Source organism: Streptomyces sp. LaBMicrA B280, from assembly GCF_049222185.1.
Taxonomy (GTDB): domain Bacteria; phylum Actinomycetota; class Actinomycetes; order Streptomycetales; family Streptomycetaceae; genus Streptomyces; species Streptomyces murinus.
In genome coordinates, this window is the sequence record NZ_JBMJCT010000010.1 from 101,006 (window position 1) to 120,530 (window position 19,525).

A 19,525-nucleotide genomic window follows, 5' to 3' on the forward strand; every position below is an offset into this window, starting at 1 on the left:
GGGCTCAGCGGTCCTCGGTTCTGGCGGAGGGGCTCAGCGGTCCTCGCCCAGATCCCTCTCCACCGCCCGCGCCGTGTTGTTCAACGCCGTGACCAGGGACTGGAGTCGGCGCGCGTCGTAGCGCACGCTGGGCATCGAGACGGAGAGCCCGGCCAGCGCGGTGCCGTCCCGGTCGCGCACCGGTACGCCGACGGCGGTCAGACCCCGCTCGGACCGCTCCTTGTTGACGACGAACCCGTTGCCCCGCAGCCGCTTCAGCTCCGCGCGCAGCCGGCCGAGGTCGGGCCGGTCGGCGGGGCGGTCGCGGTAGTGCTCGATGTCGTACACCTCCTCCAATTCCTCGTCGGAGAGGTCGGCGAGCAGGAGCAGTCCCGCGGTGGTGCGGTGCGCCGGGAACACCATGCCCTCCCGGGAGCCGACCCGCAGGGCCTGCCGGCACTCGACGCTCGCGATGAAACGGGTCGTGTCCCCGGTGCGCACCGTCAGGTTCGTGGTCTCGTCCAGCAGGTCGACGACCCGTCGCAGATGGGGCAGGGCCGCCGCGCGCAGCCGTGAGACCAGGGACTGGGAGTGCGCGGCGAGTTCCAGCACCGGCCCCGCGCGGTAGAGGCGGTCGTCGTCCTGCACGGCGAAGTCCCGGTAGACCAGCATCGCCAGGATCCGGTGCGCGGTGGAGCGGGCGACCCCGAGGCGCTCGGCGATCCCCGAGACGGTCGCGCCGCCCTCCATCTGGAGGACGGTCGCCGCCCGCAGCGCGTGGTCCACGCTGGCGATCGGATAGGGCGGTGGTGTCTTCAGCGGTTTGTCCATGGCGGGGGTTCCTTGGTGCCGGTGGTTCTGCCGGTGCGGGTGCTGCCAGTACGGGTTCCGCCGGTGCGGCGTGCTCCCTGGTCCTGCCTCTGCGGTGGGGCCTGATTCCGCCCCTGTCGGCGGGGTCCGATTCTGCTCTCCAGAATCTCCATGTTCTCTCATCAGACGCGGAGCACGCTGATGCCGTGACTGAGACCCCCCTCGCCCATGACACCGCCACGGGTTCCCCGGTCCGGCTCCAGGCCCTCGCCGCGCCCGGGCAGCCCGATGTCACCCCGGCGCTCGAAGAGCTCTACCGGGGCTTCGAACAGGAACTGCTGGTCCCGCTCTGGACCGAGATCGGCGACCTGATGCCGGCCCACCCGCGCTCCCGCGCCGTGCCCCACCTGTGGCGCTGGGAACGCCTGCGGCGCCTCGCCGCCCGGGCCGGCGACCTGGTCCCGGTCGGCCAGATCGGAAGAGCGTCGTGGGCCGGCGACCTGGTCCCGGTCGGCCGCGGCGGCGAGCGCCGGGCCATCGCGCTGGCCAACCCCGCCCTCGGCGGCCGCCCCTTCGCCACCCCGACCCTGTGGGCGGCCGTCCAGTACCTCATGCCCGGCGAGGACGCCCCCGAGCACCGGCACACCCAGCACGCCTTCCGCTTCGTCGTCGAGGGCTCGGGCGTGTGGACGGTCGTCGGCGGCGACCCGGTGCCCATGAACCGGGGCGACTTCCTGCCGCAGGCCGGCTGGAACTGGCACGCCCACCACAACGCCACCACCGAGCCGATGGCCTGGATCGACGGCCTGGACATCCCCTTCCAGTACGTCACCGAGGCGCAGTTCTTCGAGTTCGGCCGCGACGAGATCAGCGACGCCGAACGCGTCACCCCCGAGCGCTCGCGCTCCGAGCGGCTGTGGGGCCACCCCGGTCTGCGCCCGCTCTCCGCCGCCCCGGCCACGCCCGGCAGCCCCCTGCTGTCCTACAAGTGGGCCCACACCGACGCGGCACTGAGTGATCAACTCCTGCTGGAGAAGGAGGGGTTCGGCGGCACGGTCGAACCCGGCCACGCCGCGGTGCGCTACGCCAACCCGTACGACGGCTCCGACGTCCTGCCGACCCTCCGCGCCGAGTTCCACCGCCTCGCCCGCGGCGCCGAGACCGCACCGGTGCGCGAGACCGGCTCCTCCGTCTACCAGGTCTTCGACGGCTCCGGCGTGGTGACCGTCGGCGACACCTCCTGGACGGTGGCCCGCGGCGACCTGTTCGCCGTCCCGTCCTGGGTCCCGTTCTCCGCCCGCTCCGAGGCCGGCCGCACCGACTCCGACGCGGGCGCCCTCGACCTCTTCCGCTTCTCCGACGCGCCCGTCTTCGAGGCGCTCAAGCTCGACCGCGCCCAGCTCGACCGCACTCAGCTCGCCCGCCCCCAGAAGGACGCCTGACATGAAGCTCGCCACCATCCGCACCGCCGACGGGACCCGCGCGGTCCGCCTCGACGGCGAGGTCCTCGTCGACCTCGGGTACGCCGACCTGGGCGAGCTGTTCGCCGAGGCCGACTGGCGGGAGCGGGCCACCGCCCCCGGCGCGACGTACCCCGCCGCCGACGCCGACTTCGCACCGGTCGTGCCCCACCCGTCCAAGGTCGTCTGCGTCGGGCACAACTACACCGACCACATCAAGGAGATGGGCCGGGAGCTGCCCCGATACCCGACGCTGTTCCCGAAGTTCGCCGAGACCCTGCTGGGCGCGGGCGACGACATCGTCAAGCCGGCCGAGACCGACGCGCTCGACTGGGAGGTCGAGCTGGCCGTCGTGATCGGCAAGCGGGTGCGCCGCGCCGACGAGCAGCAGGCCGCCGACGCCATCGCCGGGTTCACCGTCATGAACGACATCTCGGCGCGCGACTGGCAGTTCCGCACCATCGAGTGGACCCAGGGCAAGATCTGGGAGGCCACCACCCCGGTCGGCCCCTATGTCGTCACCCCCGACGAGGTCGGCGGCGTCCGCCCCGCGCTCCAGGTGCGGACGGTCGTCGACGGGGAGGTCAGGCAGCGGGACGACACCGGCACGCTGCTGTTCGACCCGGTGTTCCTGGTGCGGTACATCTCCACGGTCATCACCCTGCGCCCCGGCGACATCATCGCCACCGGCACCCCGGCCGGCGTCGGCAACGCCCGCGACCCGAAGGTCTTCCTGCGCCCCGGCGACACCGTGGTCACCGAGATCTCCGGCCTGGGCGCCTGCGTGAACAAGGTGGTCGAGGCGTGACCGGGGCCGCCCGGGCCCTCGCCGACGCGCGCGGCTGGGCCCGCACGGGCACGCGGCTGTTCCTCGCCGCCGTGGCGGACCTGGACGAGGCCGCGCTCTCGGCCGACAGCCCGCTGCCCGGCTGGACCCGCAAGCACCTGGCCGCGCATGTCGCCGCGAACGCCGACGCGCTGTGCAACCTCGTGCACTGGGCGGCCACCGGCGAGGAACGGCCCATGTACGCCTCCGCCGGGGAACGCGCCGCCGGCATCGCCAAGGGCCCGACCCTGTCGGCCGAGGAGCTGCGCGGCTGGCTGACGGCCTCCGCGGCCCGGCTCGCCGAGGGCCTGGACGCGCTCGCCGACCAGCAGTGGCGCCACGAGGTCGTCACCGCCCAGGGCCGTACCGTCCCCGCCACCGAACTGCCGTGGATGCGCGCCCGCGAGGTGTGCGTGCACGCCGTCGACCTCGGTACCGGCGTCACCTTCGCCGAACTGCCCGACGGATTCCTGACCGCGCTGGTCGAAGAGGTCCGCGGCCGGCGCGGCCTGACCGCCCTGCCCGCCGGGCCGCTCCCGCAGCTCGCCGCCTGGCTGACCGGCCGCCCGCATTCGCTCGCCGACGCCCCCGGCCTCGGCCCGTGGCTCTGAGGAGTCGAGTCATGTCCCAACCTGACGTCGTCATGTCCCCTCCCGATGTCATCGTCGTCGGCGGCGGCCTCGGCGGCCTCGGCGCCGCCTTCGCACTGACCCGCCAGGGCCTGCGCGTCCGCCTGCTGGAGCGTGCCCCCGCCTTCGGCGAGGTCGGCGCCGGCATCCAGCTCGCGCCCAACTGCACCCGCATCCTGGACGATTACGGCCTGCTCGACGAGGCCGTACGGCTCGGCGTCGTCCCCGACTCCATGGTCATGCGCGACGCCGTCGACGGCACCGAGCTGACCCGGCTCGACCTGCGGGACCTGGAGAAGCGGTACGGCTACCCGTACCTGGTCATCCACCGCAGCGACCTGCACGGCCTGCTGCTGCGCGCGTGCGAACGCGTCGGCGTCGAGCTGGTCACGGACGCCACGGTGACCGCGTACGAGAACACCGGGGACGGCGCCCGGGTGACTCTCGCGGGCGGTGAGACCCATGCGGCCGGTGTGGTGATCGCGGCCGACGGCCTGCACTCCCTCGCCCGCGAGCTGCTCGTCGACGACGAGCCGGTCTCCTCGGCGTACGTCGCCTACCGCGGCACCGTGCCCGCCGCACTGCCGCGGGTGCGCTCCACCGACCTCGGCGAGGTCGTGGTCTACGTCGGCCCCTCCTGCCACTTCGTGCACTACGGCCTGCGCGGCGGCGAACTGCTCAACCAGGTCGCAGTGTTCGAGTCGCCCAAGGCGCTGGCCGGACGGGAGGACTGGGGCACACCCGACGAGCTCGACGCCGCCTTCGCCGGGACCTGCGACTTCGTCCGGGAGGGCCTGCCGTACATGTGGCGGGACAAGTGGTGGCGGATGTTCGACCGCGAGCCGGCCATGAACTGGGTCCATGGCCGGATCGCCCTGCTCGGCGACTCCGCGCACCCGCCGCTCCAGTACATCGCCCAGGGCGCGATCATGGCGATCGAGGACGGCTGGGTCCTCGGCGAACACATCGCCCGCAACCGCGCCGCCGACGGCACGGTCGACTGGGATCCCGCGCTCACCGCCTACCAGGCCGTCCGCCCCGAACACTGCCGCCGCGTGGTGACCACCTCCCGAAAGTGGGGCGAACTGTGGCACCTCGACGGCACCCCCCGCGAGCAGCGCAACGCCCTGCTGCGCGCCCGCGACCCCTACGACTACTCCTTCGTCGACTGGCTCTACGGCCCGACCGCGCTGACCCCCGACCAGGAACCGGAGATGTTCACACCGATCCCGCTGTCCTCGGAGATGTGACCACGACCCCGTGCCGCGGCGGCTCCGGGTTCCCCCGGCCCCGTGAGGTCCGGTGTTCCGTGAGAGGGTCTTGGGCGTGAGCGAGACACCACCGAACACCCTGCAATACCGCCTCGACGGGCCGGAAGAGGCCCCCGTACTGATTCTGGCTCCCTCACTGGGCACCACCTGGCACATGTGGGACCGGCAGATCCCGGAGCTGGCCAAGCAGTGGCGGATCTTCCGGTTCGATCTGCCCGGGCACGGCGGGGCGCCCGCGCATCCGGCCGGGTCCGTGGGGGAGTTGAGCGCCCGGCTGCTCGCGACCCTGGACTCGCTCGGTGTGCAGCGCTTCGGGTACGCGGGCTGCGCGCTGGGCGGCGCGATCGGGATCGAGCTGGCCCTGCGGCACCCCGAGCGGCTGGCCTCGCTGGCGCTGGTCGCGGCCTCGCCCCGGTTCGGGACGGCCGACGAGTTCCGGCAGCGCGGCGTGATCGTCCGCACCAACGGCCTGGACCCCATCGCCCGTACCTCGCCGGACCGCTGGTTCACCAGCGGGTTCTCGGCGGCGCAGCCCGCGATCACCGAGTGGGCGGTGCAGATGGTGCGCACCACGGACCCCGGCTGCTACATCGCCTCCTGCGAGGCCCTCGCCGCGTTCGACGTGCGGGCCGAGCTGGGCCGGGTCGCGGCGCCGACGCTGGTCCTGGTCGGCTCCGAGGACCAGGTCACCGGCCCGGCCGAGGCCCGCACGCTGGTCGCGGGCATCCGGGACGCGCGGCTCGCGGTCGTGCCCGGCGCCTCCCATCTGGTCCCGGTCGAGCAGCCGGCCGCCGTCACCGATCTGCTGGTCCACCACTTCGCCACGGCCTGGCAGCAGCCGTACGACACCGGCCAGCTCGCCCTGCCGGGGGCCCAGGTCGCGGCGCCGCCGCCGATGGTGCCGCCGCAGGCCGTGGTCCCGGTCGCGGAGATCGCCCCGCCGGCCGCCGCCGCGCCGCCCGCGGACCGGGCCGACCGGTACGAGACCGGGCTCAAGATCCGCCGCGAGGTGCTCGGTGACGCGCGCGTCGACCAGGAGCTGGCCGGGGCGGACGGGTTCTCCGGGGACTTCCAGGAGTTCGTCACGCGCTACGCCTGGGGCGAGATCTGGGACCGGCCCGGCCTGGACCGCCGTACCCGCAGCTGCATCACGCTCACCGCGCTGGTCGCGGGCGGCCACCTGGACGAACTCGCCTCCCACACCCGCGCCGCGCTGCGCAACGGCCTCACCCCCGACGAGATCCGCGAGATCCTCCTGCACACCTCCCTCTACTGCGGCCTCCCCGCCGCCACCAGCGCCTTCAAGGTGGCCCAGCGGATCATCCAGGAGGAGACGACCCCGGCGGAGTGAACGGGCCCCGAACGTCCGCAGCACGGGCGGGCTCCGCCCCCCAGGCATCCCCCCGCCCCCTCCGGCAGGATGGTGAGGCATGAAGCTCACCAAGAAGTCCCATGCCTGTGTCCGGGTGGAGAAGGACGGGCAGGTGCTCGTCATCGACCCCGGAGGGTTCAGTGAGGAGGACGCCGCGCTCGGGGCGGACGCGATCCTGGTGACGCACGAGCACGCGGACCACTTCGACGAGTCCCGGCTGCGGGCGGCGATGGAGGCCAACCCGGCCGCCCGGATCTGGACGCTGCGGTCCGTCGCGGAGAAGATCGCGGCGGCGTTCCCGGGCCGTGTGCACACCGTCGGGCACGGCGACGCCTTCACCGCCGCCGGCTTCGACGTACGCGTGCACGGCGAGCTGCACGCCGTGATCCACCCGGACATCCCGCGCATCACCAACGTCGGCTACCTCCTCGACGGCGGGAAGATCTTCCACCCCGGCGACGCCCTCACCGTCCCCGACCAGCCCGTGGAGACGCTGATGCTCCCGGTCATGGCCCCCTGGAACAAGATCTCCGAGGTGATCGACTACGTCCGCGAGGTGCGTCCGCGGCGCGCCTACGACATCCACGACGCCCTGCTCACCGACCTGGCCCGGCCGATCTACGACCACCAGATCGGCGCCCTCGGCGGCACCGACCACCAGCGGCTCGCCCCGGGGGCCTTCGCCCGCCTGTGAGGCGGGGCGGGGCGGGTTGTCGTACCCGCCAGGTAGGTTGTGAGACATGCGCATCGCGACCTGGAACGTGAACTCGATCACCGCCCGCCTCCCGCGCCTGCTGGCCTGGCTGGAGAGCAGCGGCACCGACGTGCTCTGCCTCCAGGAGGCCAAGGTCGCCGAGGGGCAGTTCCCGATCGAGCCGCTGCGCGAGCTGGGCTACGAGGCCGCGGTGCACGCCACCGGCCGGTGGAACGGCGTGGCGGTGCTCTCCCGCGTCGGCCTGGCGGACGTCGTCAAGGGACTGCCCGGCGACCCCGGGTACGAGGGCGTGACCGAGCCCCGCGCCATCTCCGCCACCTGCGGCCCCGTCCGCGTCTGGTCGGTGTACGTGCCCAACGGCCGCGAGGTCGACCACCCGCACTACGCGTACAAGCTCCAGTGGTTCGAGGCCCTGCGCGCCGCCGTCCTCGGCGACGCCCAGGGCAGCCGCCCCTTCGCCGTCCTCGGTGACTACAACGTGGCGCCGACCGACGACGACGTCTACGACCGTGCCGCCTTCGAGGGCGCCACCCATGTCACCCCCGCCGAGCGCGCCGCCCTCACCGCCCTGCGCGAGTCCGGCCTCGACGACGTCGTACCGCGCCCGCTCAAGTACGACCACCCGTTCACCTACTGGGACTACCGCCAGCTCTGCTTCCCCAAGAACCGCGGCATGCGCATCGACCTGGTGTACGGCAACGCGGCCTTCGCCGGGGCCGTCAAGGACGCCTACGTCGACCGCGAGGAGCGCAAGGGCAAGGGCGCCTCCGATCACGCGCCCGTGGTGGTCGACCTCGACGTGTGATGCCACGCTGGGTCCATGAACCTTCCGTTCCTGGGCCCACGGCACAAGAAGCACCCCGCGCTGCCCGCCGACCCCGAGTCGGTGGCCGCGCTGCTGTCCGAGTGCGATCTGCTGCGTGCCCAGGCGGCCCGGGGCGGCGTCCGCCTGGACGACACCCCGGCCTCCCTGGAGGCCCTGGACCAGATGGTCCCGCGCTGGCGCGACGACGCCGAGACGCTGCCCTGGCTCGGCCATGACGCCGGGCTGTACCTGGGCACCGTCGTGGTGCGCACCGTACCCGGCGCCGCCTGGCGGATCAGCGCCGGCGGCGAGCCCGTGCTGCGCCTCGCCTCAGGCCGCGAGGTGGAGGTGGTGGACGCGGGCCGCCAGTGGGCCGCGACCGGCGTGCCCGAGCTGTCCCAGCTGTACGCGGAGATCGCCGAGGTCTGAACCGGTCCGGACTCCCGGCGGCCCCGGAGCCACGTCCTCCCCAACACGGCCTTAAATACGGCTAATGCCGGAAAGGTGCGTGTCGCCTCCCGACTCCCCGGCCCGGCTGGATAGTTTGCGGCAACCACCACCCAGCGGAGAGTGGAGTAGGGCTGCGTATGGCCGTCGATCCGTTGATCGAACCGAGGAACGGCGACTGGAAGAAGGCGTACCAGGCAACGCGCACCGGCCGGTTCACCCGGCGCCCCGTCAATCCCCGTCCGTCACACCCCTTCGCGGCCCACCCGTTACCGGGGCCCGCGGACGCGTTCGGTAACCGGCCCCGGCGACTGCCCGCGGGCCCTACCCCCATGCCGGGAACCCGGGCCCCCGACGTCTCGACTACGATGGTGCGTTCCGCCCCGTGGTGAGGTGATCAAGCCCCGCCGCACCGGGATGGAGACACTGCCGCCGGGCGGGGACCCCATGGCCCCCGCACCGTGAGAGGGGCGGCAGTTCACACGGGCCAGGCTCGTCCGGCGGCAGCCGGAGATCACTGCTCGCACGGGCGAGGAGAAGGTCAGCTGCGCCGGACGAGTTGCGCTCGACGGGCCGTCACCGCCCCGCCTCATGCGGAACTCGCGGGCTCCGGCTCGGGTTCCGGCAGCGGAGTGCGCGCCGCTCGGGTCACATCCGCCACCAGCTCCACCACGTCCGGCCCGTACGCCTGCGAGTTGAGGACCTTCAGCAGGAGGACGAACGTGCCGTCGCCGTACCTGCGCGCCAACCGCTCGTGATGGCGGGCCAGATAGCGGGTCGCGGCCTGGTTGGTGATCGCGCGCTGGCCGCAGAACAGGAACACCGGACGGGCCCGGCCCCCGGTGGTGACCCGCGCGAGCAGCACGTACTCCGACACGCCCCGCTCCATCCGGTACACCTCCCCGCCGATGCGGAACGTGCCCCGCTCGGCGACCGGTTCGGGGTCGGTGGTGATCCGCAGCCCGGGCAGCATCGCCGACAGATGCGCGGCCGTACGGCGGTTCGAGGCGGGCCCGCCCACACAGAACTCGGTGCGTTCGCCGAAGCCCTGGCGGACCGTGTCCTGGGTGGCCACCTCGGCGTGCGCCCCGCACTCCTTGATGAGCGCGGACAGCTCCAGCAGCGCGAACACGTCGTAGCGGTGCACCGCGGGCTCGGTCGCGGCCGGGTCCCGGTTGACGACGAGCAGCGACTCGGCATGCTCCGGCAGCCCGAAGAAGGCCCGCTCGCGCCGGAGTCTGCGGCGCCACAGACCGGTGCGGGCCAGCCAGCCCAAGGAGGCGGAGATGGCGGTCGCCACCAGGCCCAGGACGATGTTGCGCACGTCGTCGTTCATGGCCGCGCATGGTAGCGGGCCAGGGTGCCCTGGACGTACCGGTGTTCGAACTGTGTCGGTCGTGTGGCGAGCGGCCCGGGCCTACTGTCGTTAGAGTGACAATCTGGCTACGCTGCGCTGACTGTCCCGACGGGAGGTACGGATGGGTCGTCCAGGCACGCGGAGACTGGCGGTTCTGACGGTGGTCTCGGCCGCCGTGGTGACGGTGGGGGCCGCGGCACCGCCGCCCGCCCCGAGGGCGAGCGAGCCGGCCGCCAAGCAGGCGGTGGCCGTGGGCTACGGCGGTGCCGTCGCCAGCGTCGACAAGGACGCCACCGCCGCCGGTATCGAGGTCCTCAGGCACGGCGGCAACGCGGTGGACGCCGCCGTCGCCACCGCCGCCGCGCTCGGCGTCACCGAGCCCTACTCGTCCGGCGTCGGCGGGGGCGGCTACTTCGTCTACTACGACGCGCGGACCCGCACGGTCCACACCATCGACGGCCGCGAGACGGCACCGCGGTCCGCCGACTCCGACCTGTTCGTGGAGAACGGCAAACCGCTCTCCTTCGACGACGCCGTCAGCAGCGGACTCAGCGTCGGCACCCCGGGCACCCCCGCCACCTGGCAGACCGCCCTCGACCAGTGGGGCAGCCGTAAGCTCGGCAGCGTCCTGGAACCGGCCGAGCGGCTCGCCCGTGACGGCTTCACCGTGGACGACACCTTCCGCTCGCAGACCGCCGACAACGAGACCCGGTTTCGCTACTTCCCGGACACCGCCCGGCTGTTCCTGCCCGGCGGCAGGCCGCCCGCGGTCGGCTCGACCTTCAAGAACCCCGAACTCGCCAAGACCTACGAGGAGTTGGCGAAGAAAGGGATGGGGGCGATTTATCACGGTGACATAGGCGACGACATCGTCAGGACCGTCGAGCACCCGCCCGTGGACCCGGCCTCCGGCTGGAACGCCCGCCCCGGCAAGCTCGCCGAGAAGGACCTCGCCGTCTACCGCGCCAAGCTCCAGGCACCCACCAGGACGGCGTACCGGGGTCTGAACGTCTACTCCATCGCCCCGTCCTCCTCGGGCGGCACCACGGTCGGCGAGGCGCTCAACATCCTGGAGAGCTCCGACCTGTCGAAGATGAGCGAGGCGCAGTACCTGCACCACTTCATCGAGGCCAGCCGGATCGCCTTCGCCGACCGCGGCCGCTGGGTCGGCGACCCCGCCTACGAGAAGGTCCCCACCCGCCAGTTGCTCGCGCAGCGGTTCGCCGACTCGCGGGCCTGCCTGATCAAGGACGACGCGGTCCTCACCAGCCCGCTCGCCCCCGGCGACCCGTACCACCCGAAGGACTGCGCCAGGGGCGGCAAGGCGGCGCCGACGACGTACGAGGGCCAGAACACCACCCATCTCACGGTCGCCGACAAGTGGGGGAACGTCGTCTCCTACACCCTCACCATCGAGCAGACCGGCGGCAGCGCGATGACCGTGCCCGGCCGGGGCTTCCTGCTCAACAACGAGCTGACGGACTTCTCCTTCACCCCGGCGAGCCCGTCCGTGCCCGACCCGAACCTGCCCGGTCCGGGCAAGCGGCCGCGCTCCTCCATCTCCCCGGCGATCGTCCTCGACGGCGGCAACAGGCCGGTGGTGGCGCTGGGTTCGCCCGGTGGCGCGACCATCATCACCACCGTGCTCCAGACCCTGACCGAGTTCCTCGACCGGCGGCTGCCGCTGGTCGACGCGATCGCCGCGCCCCGCGCCAGCCAGCGCAACGCGGCCCGGACGGAACTCGAACCCGCCCTGTACAACAGCCCGTTGAGACAGCAACTGGAGGCCATCGGCCACCACTTCACCCTCAACCCGGAGATCGGCGCCGCGACCGGGGTGCAGCGGCTGCCGGACGGCAAGTGGCTCGCCGCGGCCGAGAAGGTACGACGCGGCGGGGGCTCGGCGATGGTGGTGGACCCGGCCCCGTAGCCGCCGGGCGCACGACATGCGCGAGGGTGCCGGAGGCGGCTCGCCTCCGGCACCCTCGCGTACGGGTCTCATCCGGCGGGCGGGGCCTGCGCGGCCTCGGGCGCCTCGGGTGTGCGGAAGTCCAGCCGCCCGTCCCTGACGTCCACGGTGACCCGGCCGCCCGCGGAGACCGTGCCGTTCAGCAGCAGCCGAGACAGCCGGTTGTCCACCTCGCGCTGGATGGTGCGGCGCAACGGCCGGGCGCCGTACTCCGGTTGGTAGCCGCGCTCGGCGATCCAGTCGACCGCCGCGTCCGTGAACTCCACCGCGACGCCCTGCCCGTCCAGCAGCCGCCGGGTGCTCTCCAGCAACAGGTCGGTGATCTGCCGCAGTTGCTCGCCGGTGAGCTGCCGGAAGACCACGATCTCGTCGATGCGGTTGAGGAACTCGGGCCGGAAGTGCTCGCGCAGCGGCCGCATGATCTGCTCCCGCCGCGCCTCCTCGTCGGCCTCCGCGCCGCCGGGACCGAAACCGATCCCGGCGCCGCGCCGGGTGATCGCCTCGGAGCCGAGGTTGCTGGTCATCACGATGACCGTGTTGGTGAAGTCGACCGTGCGGCCCTGGGAGTCGGTGAGCCGGCCGTCGTCCAGCACCTGGAGCAGGATGTTGAAGACGTCCGGATGCGCCTTCTCCACCTCGTCGAGCAGCAGCAGCGAGTACGGGTGCCGGCGCACCACCTCGGTGAGCTGTCCCGCCTCCTCGTGGCCGACATAGCCGGGCGGGGCGCCGACCAGCCGGGAGACGGTGTGCCGCTCCTGGTACTCGCTCATGTCGAGGCGGACCATGCGGTCCTCGCTGCCGAACAGCGCCTCGGCGAGCGCGCGGGCCAGCTCGGTCTTGCCGACCCCGGTCGGGCCGAGGAAGAGGAAGCTGCCGATCGGCCGGGAGGGGCTGGCGAGCCCGGCGCGCGAACGCAGCACCGCCTCGGCGACCACCGCGACGGCCTCCTCCTGGCCGACGACCCGCTGATGCAGATGCTCCTCAAGACCGAGCAGCCGCTCCTTCTCCTCCTGGGTGAGCCGGCTGACCGGGATGCCGGTCTGCCGCGAGACCACCTCGGCGATGGACTCCGCGGTCACCTCCAGCTGCCCCTCGTCGGCCTGCTCGCCCCCGCTGGCCTCGGCGATGCTCCCCTTCAGCTCCGCGATCCGGTCGCGCAGCTGCTTGGCCTGCTCGTAGTCCTCGTCGGCGACCGCCTGGTCCTTGTCCCGGACCAGCTGGTCCACCTCGCGCTCCATCGCCCGCACATCGGTGCCCTTGGTGCGGGCGCCGAGCCGGACCCGGGCGCCCGCCTGGTCGATCAGGTCGATCGCCTTGTCCGGCAGCCGCCGGTCGGTGAGATACCGGTCGGACAGCTCCACGGCGGCGACCAACGCCTCGTCGGAGTAGCGGACCTGGTGGTGCGCCTCGTAGCGGTCGCGCAGCCCGCGCAGGATCTCGATGGTGTCCTGGACGGTCGGCTCGGGCACCAGCACCGGCTGGAAGCGGCGGGCGAGCGCCGCGTCCTTCTCGATCCTGCGGAACTCCTCCAGGGTGGTCGCGCCCACGATGTGCAGCTCGCCCCGGGCCAGCGCGGGCTTGAGGATGTTGCCCGCGTCCAGCGCGCCGCCCTCGCCGCCGGAGCCCGCGCCGACGACGGTGTGCAGCTCGTCGATGAACACGATCAGCCGGTCGGAGTTGGCGCGGATCTCCTCCACGATGTTGTTCAGGCGCTCCTCGAAGTCGCCCCGGTAGCGGGTGCCGGCCACCACTCCGGTCAGATCCAGGGCGACCACCCGCCGCCCGGCCAGCTGGTCCGGCACGTCCCCGTCGGCGATCCGCTGCGCGAGGCCCTCCACGATGGCCGTCTTGCCCACGCCCGCGTCGCCGATCAGCACGGGGTTGTTCTTGCCGCGCCGGGACAGCACCTCGACGGTCTGCTCGATCTCGGTGTCCCGGCCGATCACCGGGTCGACCCGGCCCTCCCGGGCCAGCTCGGTCAGATCACGGCCGTACTTGTCCAGCGTGGGCGTGCCGGTGGACCGCTGCCGCTCCACCCGGACCTGGCCGGTGCCCTCCGGCGGCTCCGGCGGCAGCGCGCTCGCCGGGAAGCGGGCCGCGTGCAGGATGTGCCCCGCCGCCGAGTCCGGATTGGAGGCCAGCGCGCTGAGCACATGCTCGGGGCCGATGTAGCCCGCGCCGCTGGAGCGGGCCATGTCGTGCGCGTCCAGCAGGGCCCGCTTCACCGCGGGGGTCAGGGACAGCGAGGTCGGCGGGGGCACCTCGCCCGGCGGGTGCGCGACCGGGCCCGCCCGGTCGTCGATCTCGGTGGCGAGCGAGTCCGGATCGGCCCCGGCCCGGGTCAGCAGGCTCCGCGTGGGCTCGGCGGAGACGGCCGCGCGCAGCAGATGCTGGGTGTCCAGGTCCCGGCTGCCGTGCTCGGCCGCGTACTGCGCCGCCCCTTTGACCAGCTCCCGCGCCGGCTGGCTGAGCAGCCGGCCGATGTCGATGTGCCGCGGGCCGGGCGTGCCGCCGGTGCCACCGGCGGCACCGCTGAAGAAGCGGGCGAGGAATTCGCCGAAGGGGTCAGGAGGGTAGCCGTTGGTCATGGCGATGCTTTCCTTCGCTGACGGTGGCTCCGCCGGGTAACCCGGAGTGGGGCTGCTCATGCCCACGATGGCATGAAGTAGGGGGGTGGGCATGTTCGCCCGGGCGGGGGAACGGGCGCCCCTCAGGCGGGGACGCGCGCCGTGAGGATCCGGGGACCCCGCTCCGTGACGGCCACCGTGTGTTCCGCGTGGGCCGCGCGGGAGCCGTCGCTCGTGCGCAGGGTCCAGCCGTCGGGGGCCTCGTGGTAGTCGTCCCGGCCGCCGCCGATCAGCATCGGCTCGATCGCCAGGACCAGGCCGGGGCGGAGCGGGAAGCCGCGGCCGGGTCGGCCCTCGTTCGGGACCCCGGGGTCCTCGTGCATACGGCGGCCGATGCCATGGCCGCCGAAGTCCTGCGGGACGCCGTAGCCCGCCGTACGGCAGACCCGGCCGACGGCGTGGGCGATGTCGCCGATCCGGTTGCCGACCACGGCCGCCGCGATGCCGGCCGCCAGCGCCAGCTCGGCGGTCTCGACCAGCCGTACGTCCTCGGGGCGGGCGCGGCCCACCACGAAGCTGATCGCCGAGTCCCCGGCCCAGCCGTCCAGCAGGGCCCCGCAGTCGATGGAGACCAGATCGCCGTCGCGCAGCCGGTACCCGGTGGGGATGCCGTGCACGATCGCGTCGTTGACCGAGGCGCAGATCACCGCGGGGAAGGGGGTCGGGGCGAAGGAGGGGCGGTACCCGAGGAAGGGCGAGGTCGCCCCAGCCGCCCGCAGCACCTCCCGCGCCACCTCGTCGAGCTCCAGCAGCGAGACCCCCACGTCCGCGGCCTTGCGTACGGCACTCAGGGCCTGCCCGACGACCTGGCCCGCGGCATGCATCGCGTCGATGGACGCGTCCGTCTTCAGTTCCACCATGCCAATTACTATACCGGTATTTGTATTGGGGATGGCGGCGGGGGCGGGTGCGGGGGCCGGGGGCGTTCCGGGCGGGCGGTATTTGAATGGGGGAGTGCGGCGGGCACAATGGACGCATGGTGCGCACCCCCCTCACCCCCGAAGAGCACGAACGCGGCGAGCGGCTCGGGCGGCTGCTGCGCGAGGCGCGCGGTGACCGCAGCATGGTCGAGGTCGCCGCCGCGGCGGGCGTCTCCGCCGAGACCCTCCGCAAGATCGAGACCGGCCGCGCCCCGACCCCGGCCTTCTTCACGGTGGCCGCGCTGGCGAGATCGCTCGGCCTGTCGATGGACGTGCTGGCGGCGCACTGCACCCCGATGACCGTCTGAGGAGCGGCCACCCCCCGCTCACCCACCGGAGTGTGAATCGCCCTCGCCTCAGCGGGTTGGTGACGATGGTCTTGGCAAGGCGGTCCCGGAGGCTTACGTTCGTGCCTCTACGGTCTGCTCTACGGGCGTAGAGGCTCTGACGTCATGTCGAAGGAGCAGCTCATGGCCAACGTCGTCCGCGCCGCGCTGGTCCAGGCCACCTGGACCGGCGACACCGAGTCCATGGTGGCGAAGCACGAGGAGCATGCCCGGGAGGCGGCCCGGCGGGGCGCGCGGATCATCGGGTTCCAGGAGGTGTTCAACGCCCCCTACTTCTGCCAGGTCCAGGACCGTGAGCACTTCCGGTGGGCCGAGCCGGTGCCCGACGGGCCGACCGTACGGCGGATGCGGGAGCTCGCGCGGGAGACCGGGATGGCGATCGTCGCCCCGGTGTTCGAGATCGAGCAGCCCGGGTTCTACTACAACACCGCCGCCGTGATCGACGCCGACGGCGGCTACCTCGGCAAGTACCGCAAGCACCACATCCCCCAGGTCGAGGGCTTCTGGGAGAAGTACTACTTCCGCCCCGGCAACCAGGGCTGGCCCGTCTTCGACACCGCCGTCGGCAAGGTCGGCGTCTACATCTGCTACGACCGCCACTTCCCCGAGGGCTGGCGGCAACTCGGCCTCGGCGGCGCCCAGTTGGTCTACAACCCCTCGGCCACCCACCGGAGCCTGTCCGCCCACCTGTGGCAGCTGGAGCAGCCCGCCGCGGCCGTCGCCAACGAGTACTTCGTCGCCGCCATCAACCGGGTGGGACAGGAGGAGTACGGGACCAACGACTTCTACGGCACGTCGTATTTCGTGGACCCGCGCGGCCGGTTCGTCGGCGAGGTCGCGGGCGACAAGGCCGAGGAACTCCTCGTCCGCGACCTGGACCTCGCACTCATCGACGACGTACGGCAGCAGTGGGCCTTCTACCGCGACCGCCGTCCCGACGCCTACGAAGGGCTGGTGCAGCCGTGAGCGACCTCTACTCCCGCCACCGCAGGGTGATGCCCGACTGGCTCGCCCTCTACTACGACGACCCGATCGAGATCACCCACGGCGAGGGCCGCCATGTCTGGGACTCCGACGGCAACCGCTACCTGGACTTCTTCGGCGGCATCCTCACCACCATGACCGCGCACGCGCTGCCCGAGGTCACCAAGGCGGTCAGCGAGCAGGCCGGGCGCATCCTGCACTCCTCGACCCTCTACCTCAACCGCCCGATGGTGGAACTCGCCGAGCGCATCGCCCAGGTGAGCGGCATCCCCGACGCCCGTGTCTTCTTCACCACCTCCGGCACCGAGGCCAACGACACCGCCCTGCTGCTCGCCACCACCTACCGGCGCACCAACACCGTCCTGGCCATGCGCAACAGCTACCACGGCCGCTCCTTCTCCACCGTCGGCATCACCGGCAACCGCAGCTGGTCCCCGACCTCGCTGTCCCCGCTCCAGACCCTGTACGTGCACGGCGGCGTCCGCACCCGGGGCCCCTTCGCGCACCTGGACGACCGCGCCTTCACCGACGCCTGCGTCGCCGACCTGCGGGACGTCCTCGGCCACACCCGGCCCCCGGCCGCGCTGATCGCCGAACCCGTCCAGGGCGTCGGCGGGTTCACCTCACCGCCCGACGGCCTGTACGCCGACTTCCACGACGTGCTCAAGGAACGCGGCATCCTGTGGATCTCCGACGAGGTGCAGACCGGCTGGGGCCGCACCGGCGACCACTTCTGGGGCTGGGGAGCGCACGCCGCGAGCGGCCCGCCGGACATCGTCACCTTCGCCAAGGGCATCGGCAACGGCGCCTCCATCGGCGGTGTCATCGCCCGCGCCGAACTGATGAACTGCCTGGACGCCAACAGCATCTCCACCTTCGGCGGCACCCAGCTCACCATGGCCGCCGGACTCGCCAACCTCGCCTACCTCCTCGACCACGACCTCCAGGGCAACGCCCGCCGGGTCGGCGGCCTGCTCATCGAGCGGCTGCGGGCCGTCGCCGCCCAGCTGCCGGGGGTGCGCGAGGTCCGCGGCCGCGGCCTGATGATCGGCATCGAGCTGGCGAAGCCGGGCACCGACGACGCCGACCCGCAGGCGGCCTCCGCCGTCCTGGAGGCGGCCCGCGCCGGGGGCCTGCTCATCGGCAAGGGCGGCGGCCACGACACCAGCGCCCTGCGCGTCGCCCCGCCGCTGTCGCTGACCGTCGCGGAGGCCGAGGAGGGCGCCGCCGTCCTGGAAGAAGCGCTCAGGAGCGCGTACTCGTAACAAACACGTACTACACCAAGGGGACACCTGGCACTGCCGAGCAAGGGGATACGGCCATGACCACCACCTCCGCCTCCCGTCCCGCCGCCCCGCCGGAACCCGCCCTCTCCGTGCGCCAGGTGCTCACGCTGGAGCGGGTGCTGGCCGGGGAACCCGAGGTGGTGGCCGGAGCCGACGGGCTCGACCGGGCGGTGCGCTGGGTGCATGTCGCCGAGGCCGCCGACGTGGGCGTGATGCTCACCGGCGGCGAGATGGTGCTCACCACCGGCGTGCTCCTCGCCGGTGACGAGAGCCGGCAGGCCGAGTACATCCGCTCCCTGCACCGCGCCGAGGCCGCCGCCGTGGTCCTCGGCCTCGGCCGGGCCTTCCCCGCCCCGCCCGAGGTGATGCGCCGCGCCGCCGAACGCTGCGGCCTCCCCCTGGTCGTGCTGCACCGCCCCTTCCCCTTCGCCGAGCTGACCGAGGAGGTGCAGTCCCGGCTGGTACGGCGCAAGTTCGCGGCCGTCAGCCTGTCCGAGGCGGTCCGCACCGACCTCACCGCGCTGATCACGGCCGGCGCCCCGCTCCAGCGGCTGCTCGACGAGATCGCCCGGCACAGCGCCTGCCCCGTCGTCCTCACCAACCTCGCCCATCGCGTCCTCGCCACGGCGGGGGAGCGCTCCGCCGTGGACGATGTGCTGCGCGACTGGGAGCGGGTCGCCCGGCAGGCCGGCGGCGGCGCCCTGGACGCCTGGATCAGCGCCGAACTGGGCGGCCGCGGCGAACACTGGGGCAGGCTGCTGCTGTGCGGCTACCGGGGCGAGCCGGCCACCGGACGGCTGCTCGCCGACCGCGCCGCCGAGGCCCTGGTGCTGCACCGCATGCTCGGCGGCTCCGCGCTGAGCTGGGAGGAGCAGTCCGCGCAGAGCCTGCTGACCGACCTCGTCTCCGGGGTCGTACCGGCCCGCCAACTGCTGCCGCGCGCCCGCGCCGCCGGGCTCCCGGTCAATCTGCGCACCTTCGTGCCGCTCGTCGTGCCGGGCGCCGAACCCGCCGTACTGGACCGGCTGTTGCGGGTGCTGGGCCTGTCCGGGCTCGCCGCCGAGCTGGCCGACGGGGTCACCGCCGTCCTGCTCAGCCTGCCGCGCGACCGGCCCGCCGACGCCCTCACCGCGCTCTTCGCGGCCCGGCTGCGGGAGGCAACCGGGCGGCGGGACGCCCTGGTCGCCGCCGCCGACCCGCGCACCGGCTGGGACGAGGTGCCTGCGGGACTGCGCGAGGCCCGCCATGTCGCCGACGCCGTCGCCGGCTCCGCCGCCGCCCTCGGGCTGCCCGCCGTCGTCCGCCTCAAGGACGTCCATCTACGGGGACTCGTACGGCTGTTGCGGGAGAACCCGGATGTGCAGTCGTTCGCGGAGCGGGAGTTGGACGGGCTGCTGCGCACGGCCGAGCCCGAGCTGCTCGAAGTGCTGCGCACCTACCTCGCCACCGGCCGCAACAAATCCCGTACCGCCCAGCTCCACCATGTCTCCCGGCCCGCGCTCTACCGCCGTCTGGAGGCCATACAGGGCCGCCTCGGGGTCGACCTGGACGACTTCGAACAGGCGGCCTCCGTGCACATCGCGCTGCTCGCGCATGACGCGCAACAACGCTGAAACCTGTGACCACCTGGGAAAACGGCGGTGAAACATGGGCCCGCGCAGACATGACACGGTGGCACGCGAAGCGGCCGGGGACGTGACACGCTGCCCGTCGAACCCGGC

The 19,525-nt window shown here is 73.0% G+C and carries 17 protein-coding genes; 13 read left to right on the plus strand and 4 right to left on the minus strand.

Annotated features, from left to right (window positions below; all coding sequences use genetic code 11):
* Positions 1 to 33: 33 nt before the first annotated feature.
* Positions 34 to 810, minus strand: a complete 777-nt coding sequence (locus ACLF5H_RS09970; RefSeq protein ID WP_421675698.1) for an IclR family transcriptional regulator — start codon at positions 808 to 810, stop codon at positions 34 to 36.
* Positions 811 to 995: 185 nt separating this feature from the next.
* On the opposite strand from ACLF5H_RS09970, the gene ACLF5H_RS09975 reads away from it, so the two are divergent.
* The 8 genes from ACLF5H_RS09975 (at position 996) to ACLF5H_RS10010 (ending at position 8,296) form a co-directional block, all read left to right on the plus strand.
* Complete coding sequence (locus ACLF5H_RS09975) at positions 996 to 2,231, plus strand: cupin domain-containing protein (protein ID WP_421675699.1); 1,236 nt, start codon at positions 996 to 998, stop codon at positions 2,229 to 2,231.
* Between the two features lies 1 nt (position 2,232).
* Positions 2,233 to 3,057, plus strand: a complete 825-nt coding sequence (locus ACLF5H_RS09980) for a fumarylacetoacetate hydrolase family protein (RefSeq protein ID WP_421675700.1) — start codon at positions 2,233 to 2,235, stop codon at positions 3,055 to 3,057.
* The gene (locus tag ACLF5H_RS09985; protein ID WP_421675701.1) at positions 3,054 to 3,686 is read left to right on the plus strand and encodes a maleylpyruvate isomerase family mycothiol-dependent enzyme; all 633 of its coding nucleotides are present in this window, start codon (positions 3,054 to 3,056) and stop codon (positions 3,684 to 3,686) included. Before ACLF5H_RS09980 ends, ACLF5H_RS09985 begins: the two co-directional genes overlap by 4 nt.
* 11 nt (positions 3,687 to 3,697) lie before the next feature.
* A complete protein-coding gene (locus tag ACLF5H_RS09990) occupies positions 3,698 to 4,954 on the plus strand; it encodes an FAD-dependent monooxygenase (RefSeq protein ID WP_421675702.1) in 1,257 nt (418 codons plus the stop codon).
* A 76-nt stretch (positions 4,955 to 5,030) separates the two neighbouring features.
* Positions 5,031 to 6,326 (plus strand): alpha/beta fold hydrolase, encoded by a 1,296-nt coding sequence (locus ACLF5H_RS09995; protein ID WP_421675703.1) that lies wholly within the window; start codon positions 5,031 to 5,033, stop codon positions 6,324 to 6,326.
* A gap of 79 nt (positions 6,327 to 6,405) precedes the next feature.
* Positions 6,406 to 7,041: an MBL fold metallo-hydrolase gene (locus tag ACLF5H_RS10000; RefSeq protein WP_421675704.1), complete on the plus strand. Its 636-nt coding sequence runs from the start codon at positions 6,406 to 6,408 to the stop codon at positions 7,039 to 7,041.
* A gap of 46 nt (positions 7,042 to 7,087) precedes the next feature.
* Positions 7,088 to 7,867, plus strand: a complete 780-nt coding sequence (locus ACLF5H_RS10005) for an exodeoxyribonuclease III (protein ID WP_421675705.1) — start codon at positions 7,088 to 7,090, stop codon at positions 7,865 to 7,867.
* Between the two features lie 15 nt (positions 7,868 to 7,882).
* The gene (locus tag ACLF5H_RS10010) at positions 7,883 to 8,296 is read left to right on the plus strand and encodes a DUF6278 family protein (RefSeq protein ID WP_086810772.1); all 414 of its coding nucleotides are present in this window, start codon (positions 7,883 to 7,885) and stop codon (positions 8,294 to 8,296) included.
* A 607-nt stretch (positions 8,297 to 8,903) separates the two neighbouring features.
* Here ACLF5H_RS10010 and ACLF5H_RS10015 read toward each other — a convergent pair.
* A complete protein-coding gene (locus ACLF5H_RS10015; protein WP_421675706.1) occupies positions 8,904 to 9,650 on the minus strand; it encodes a hypothetical protein in 747 nt (248 codons plus the stop codon).
* A 142-nt stretch (positions 9,651 to 9,792) separates the two neighbouring features.
* Between ACLF5H_RS10015 and ggt the strand changes: the two genes are divergently transcribed.
* Entirely contained in the window at positions 9,793 to 11,601 is a 1,809-nt protein-coding gene (gene ggt, locus ACLF5H_RS10020) for a gamma-glutamyltransferase (protein ID WP_421675707.1), read from the plus strand.
* A 68-nt stretch (positions 11,602 to 11,669) separates the two neighbouring features.
* Here the strand turns inward: ggt and ACLF5H_RS10025 are convergent, their stop codons facing one another.
* Together ACLF5H_RS10025 and map are read right to left on the minus strand one after the other, a co-directional pair.
* Positions 11,670 to 14,228: an ATP-dependent Clp protease ATP-binding subunit gene (locus tag ACLF5H_RS10025; RefSeq protein ID WP_421675708.1), complete on the minus strand. Its 2,559-nt coding sequence runs from the start codon at positions 14,226 to 14,228 to the stop codon at positions 11,670 to 11,672.
* A gap of 122 nt (positions 14,229 to 14,350) precedes the next feature.
* Positions 14,351 to 15,127 carry a type I methionyl aminopeptidase gene (gene map / locus ACLF5H_RS10030; protein ID WP_421675709.1) on the minus strand — a complete coding sequence of 259 codons (777 nt, stop codon included), beginning with the start codon at positions 15,125 to 15,127 and terminating at the stop codon, positions 14,351 to 14,353.
* A gap of 116 nt (positions 15,128 to 15,243) precedes the next feature.
* On the opposite strand from map, the gene ACLF5H_RS10035 reads away from it, so the two are divergent.
* The 4 genes from ACLF5H_RS10035 (at position 15,244) to ACLF5H_RS10050 (ending at position 19,417) form a co-directional block, all read left to right on the plus strand.
* Positions 15,244 to 15,495 (plus strand): helix-turn-helix domain-containing protein, encoded by a 252-nt coding sequence (locus ACLF5H_RS10035; protein WP_421675710.1) that lies wholly within the window; start codon positions 15,244 to 15,246, stop codon positions 15,493 to 15,495.
* Between the two features lie 162 nt (positions 15,496 to 15,657).
* Positions 15,658 to 16,500: a nitrilase-related carbon-nitrogen hydrolase gene (locus ACLF5H_RS10040; RefSeq protein WP_421675711.1), complete on the plus strand. Its 843-nt coding sequence runs from the start codon at positions 15,658 to 15,660 to the stop codon at positions 16,498 to 16,500.
* A gap of 29 nt (positions 16,501 to 16,529) precedes the next feature.
* Positions 16,530 to 17,783, plus strand: coding sequence for an aspartate aminotransferase family protein (locus ACLF5H_RS10045; RefSeq protein ID WP_421675759.1), 1,254 nt, complete (start codon positions 16,530 to 16,532; stop codon positions 17,781 to 17,783).
* A gap of 56 nt (positions 17,784 to 17,839) precedes the next feature.
* Positions 17,840 to 19,417 carry a PucR family transcriptional regulator gene (locus tag ACLF5H_RS10050; RefSeq protein WP_421675712.1) on the plus strand — a complete coding sequence of 526 codons (1,578 nt, stop codon included), beginning with the start codon at positions 17,840 to 17,842 and terminating at the stop codon, positions 19,415 to 19,417.
* Positions 19,418 to 19,525: the final 108 nt, after the last annotated feature.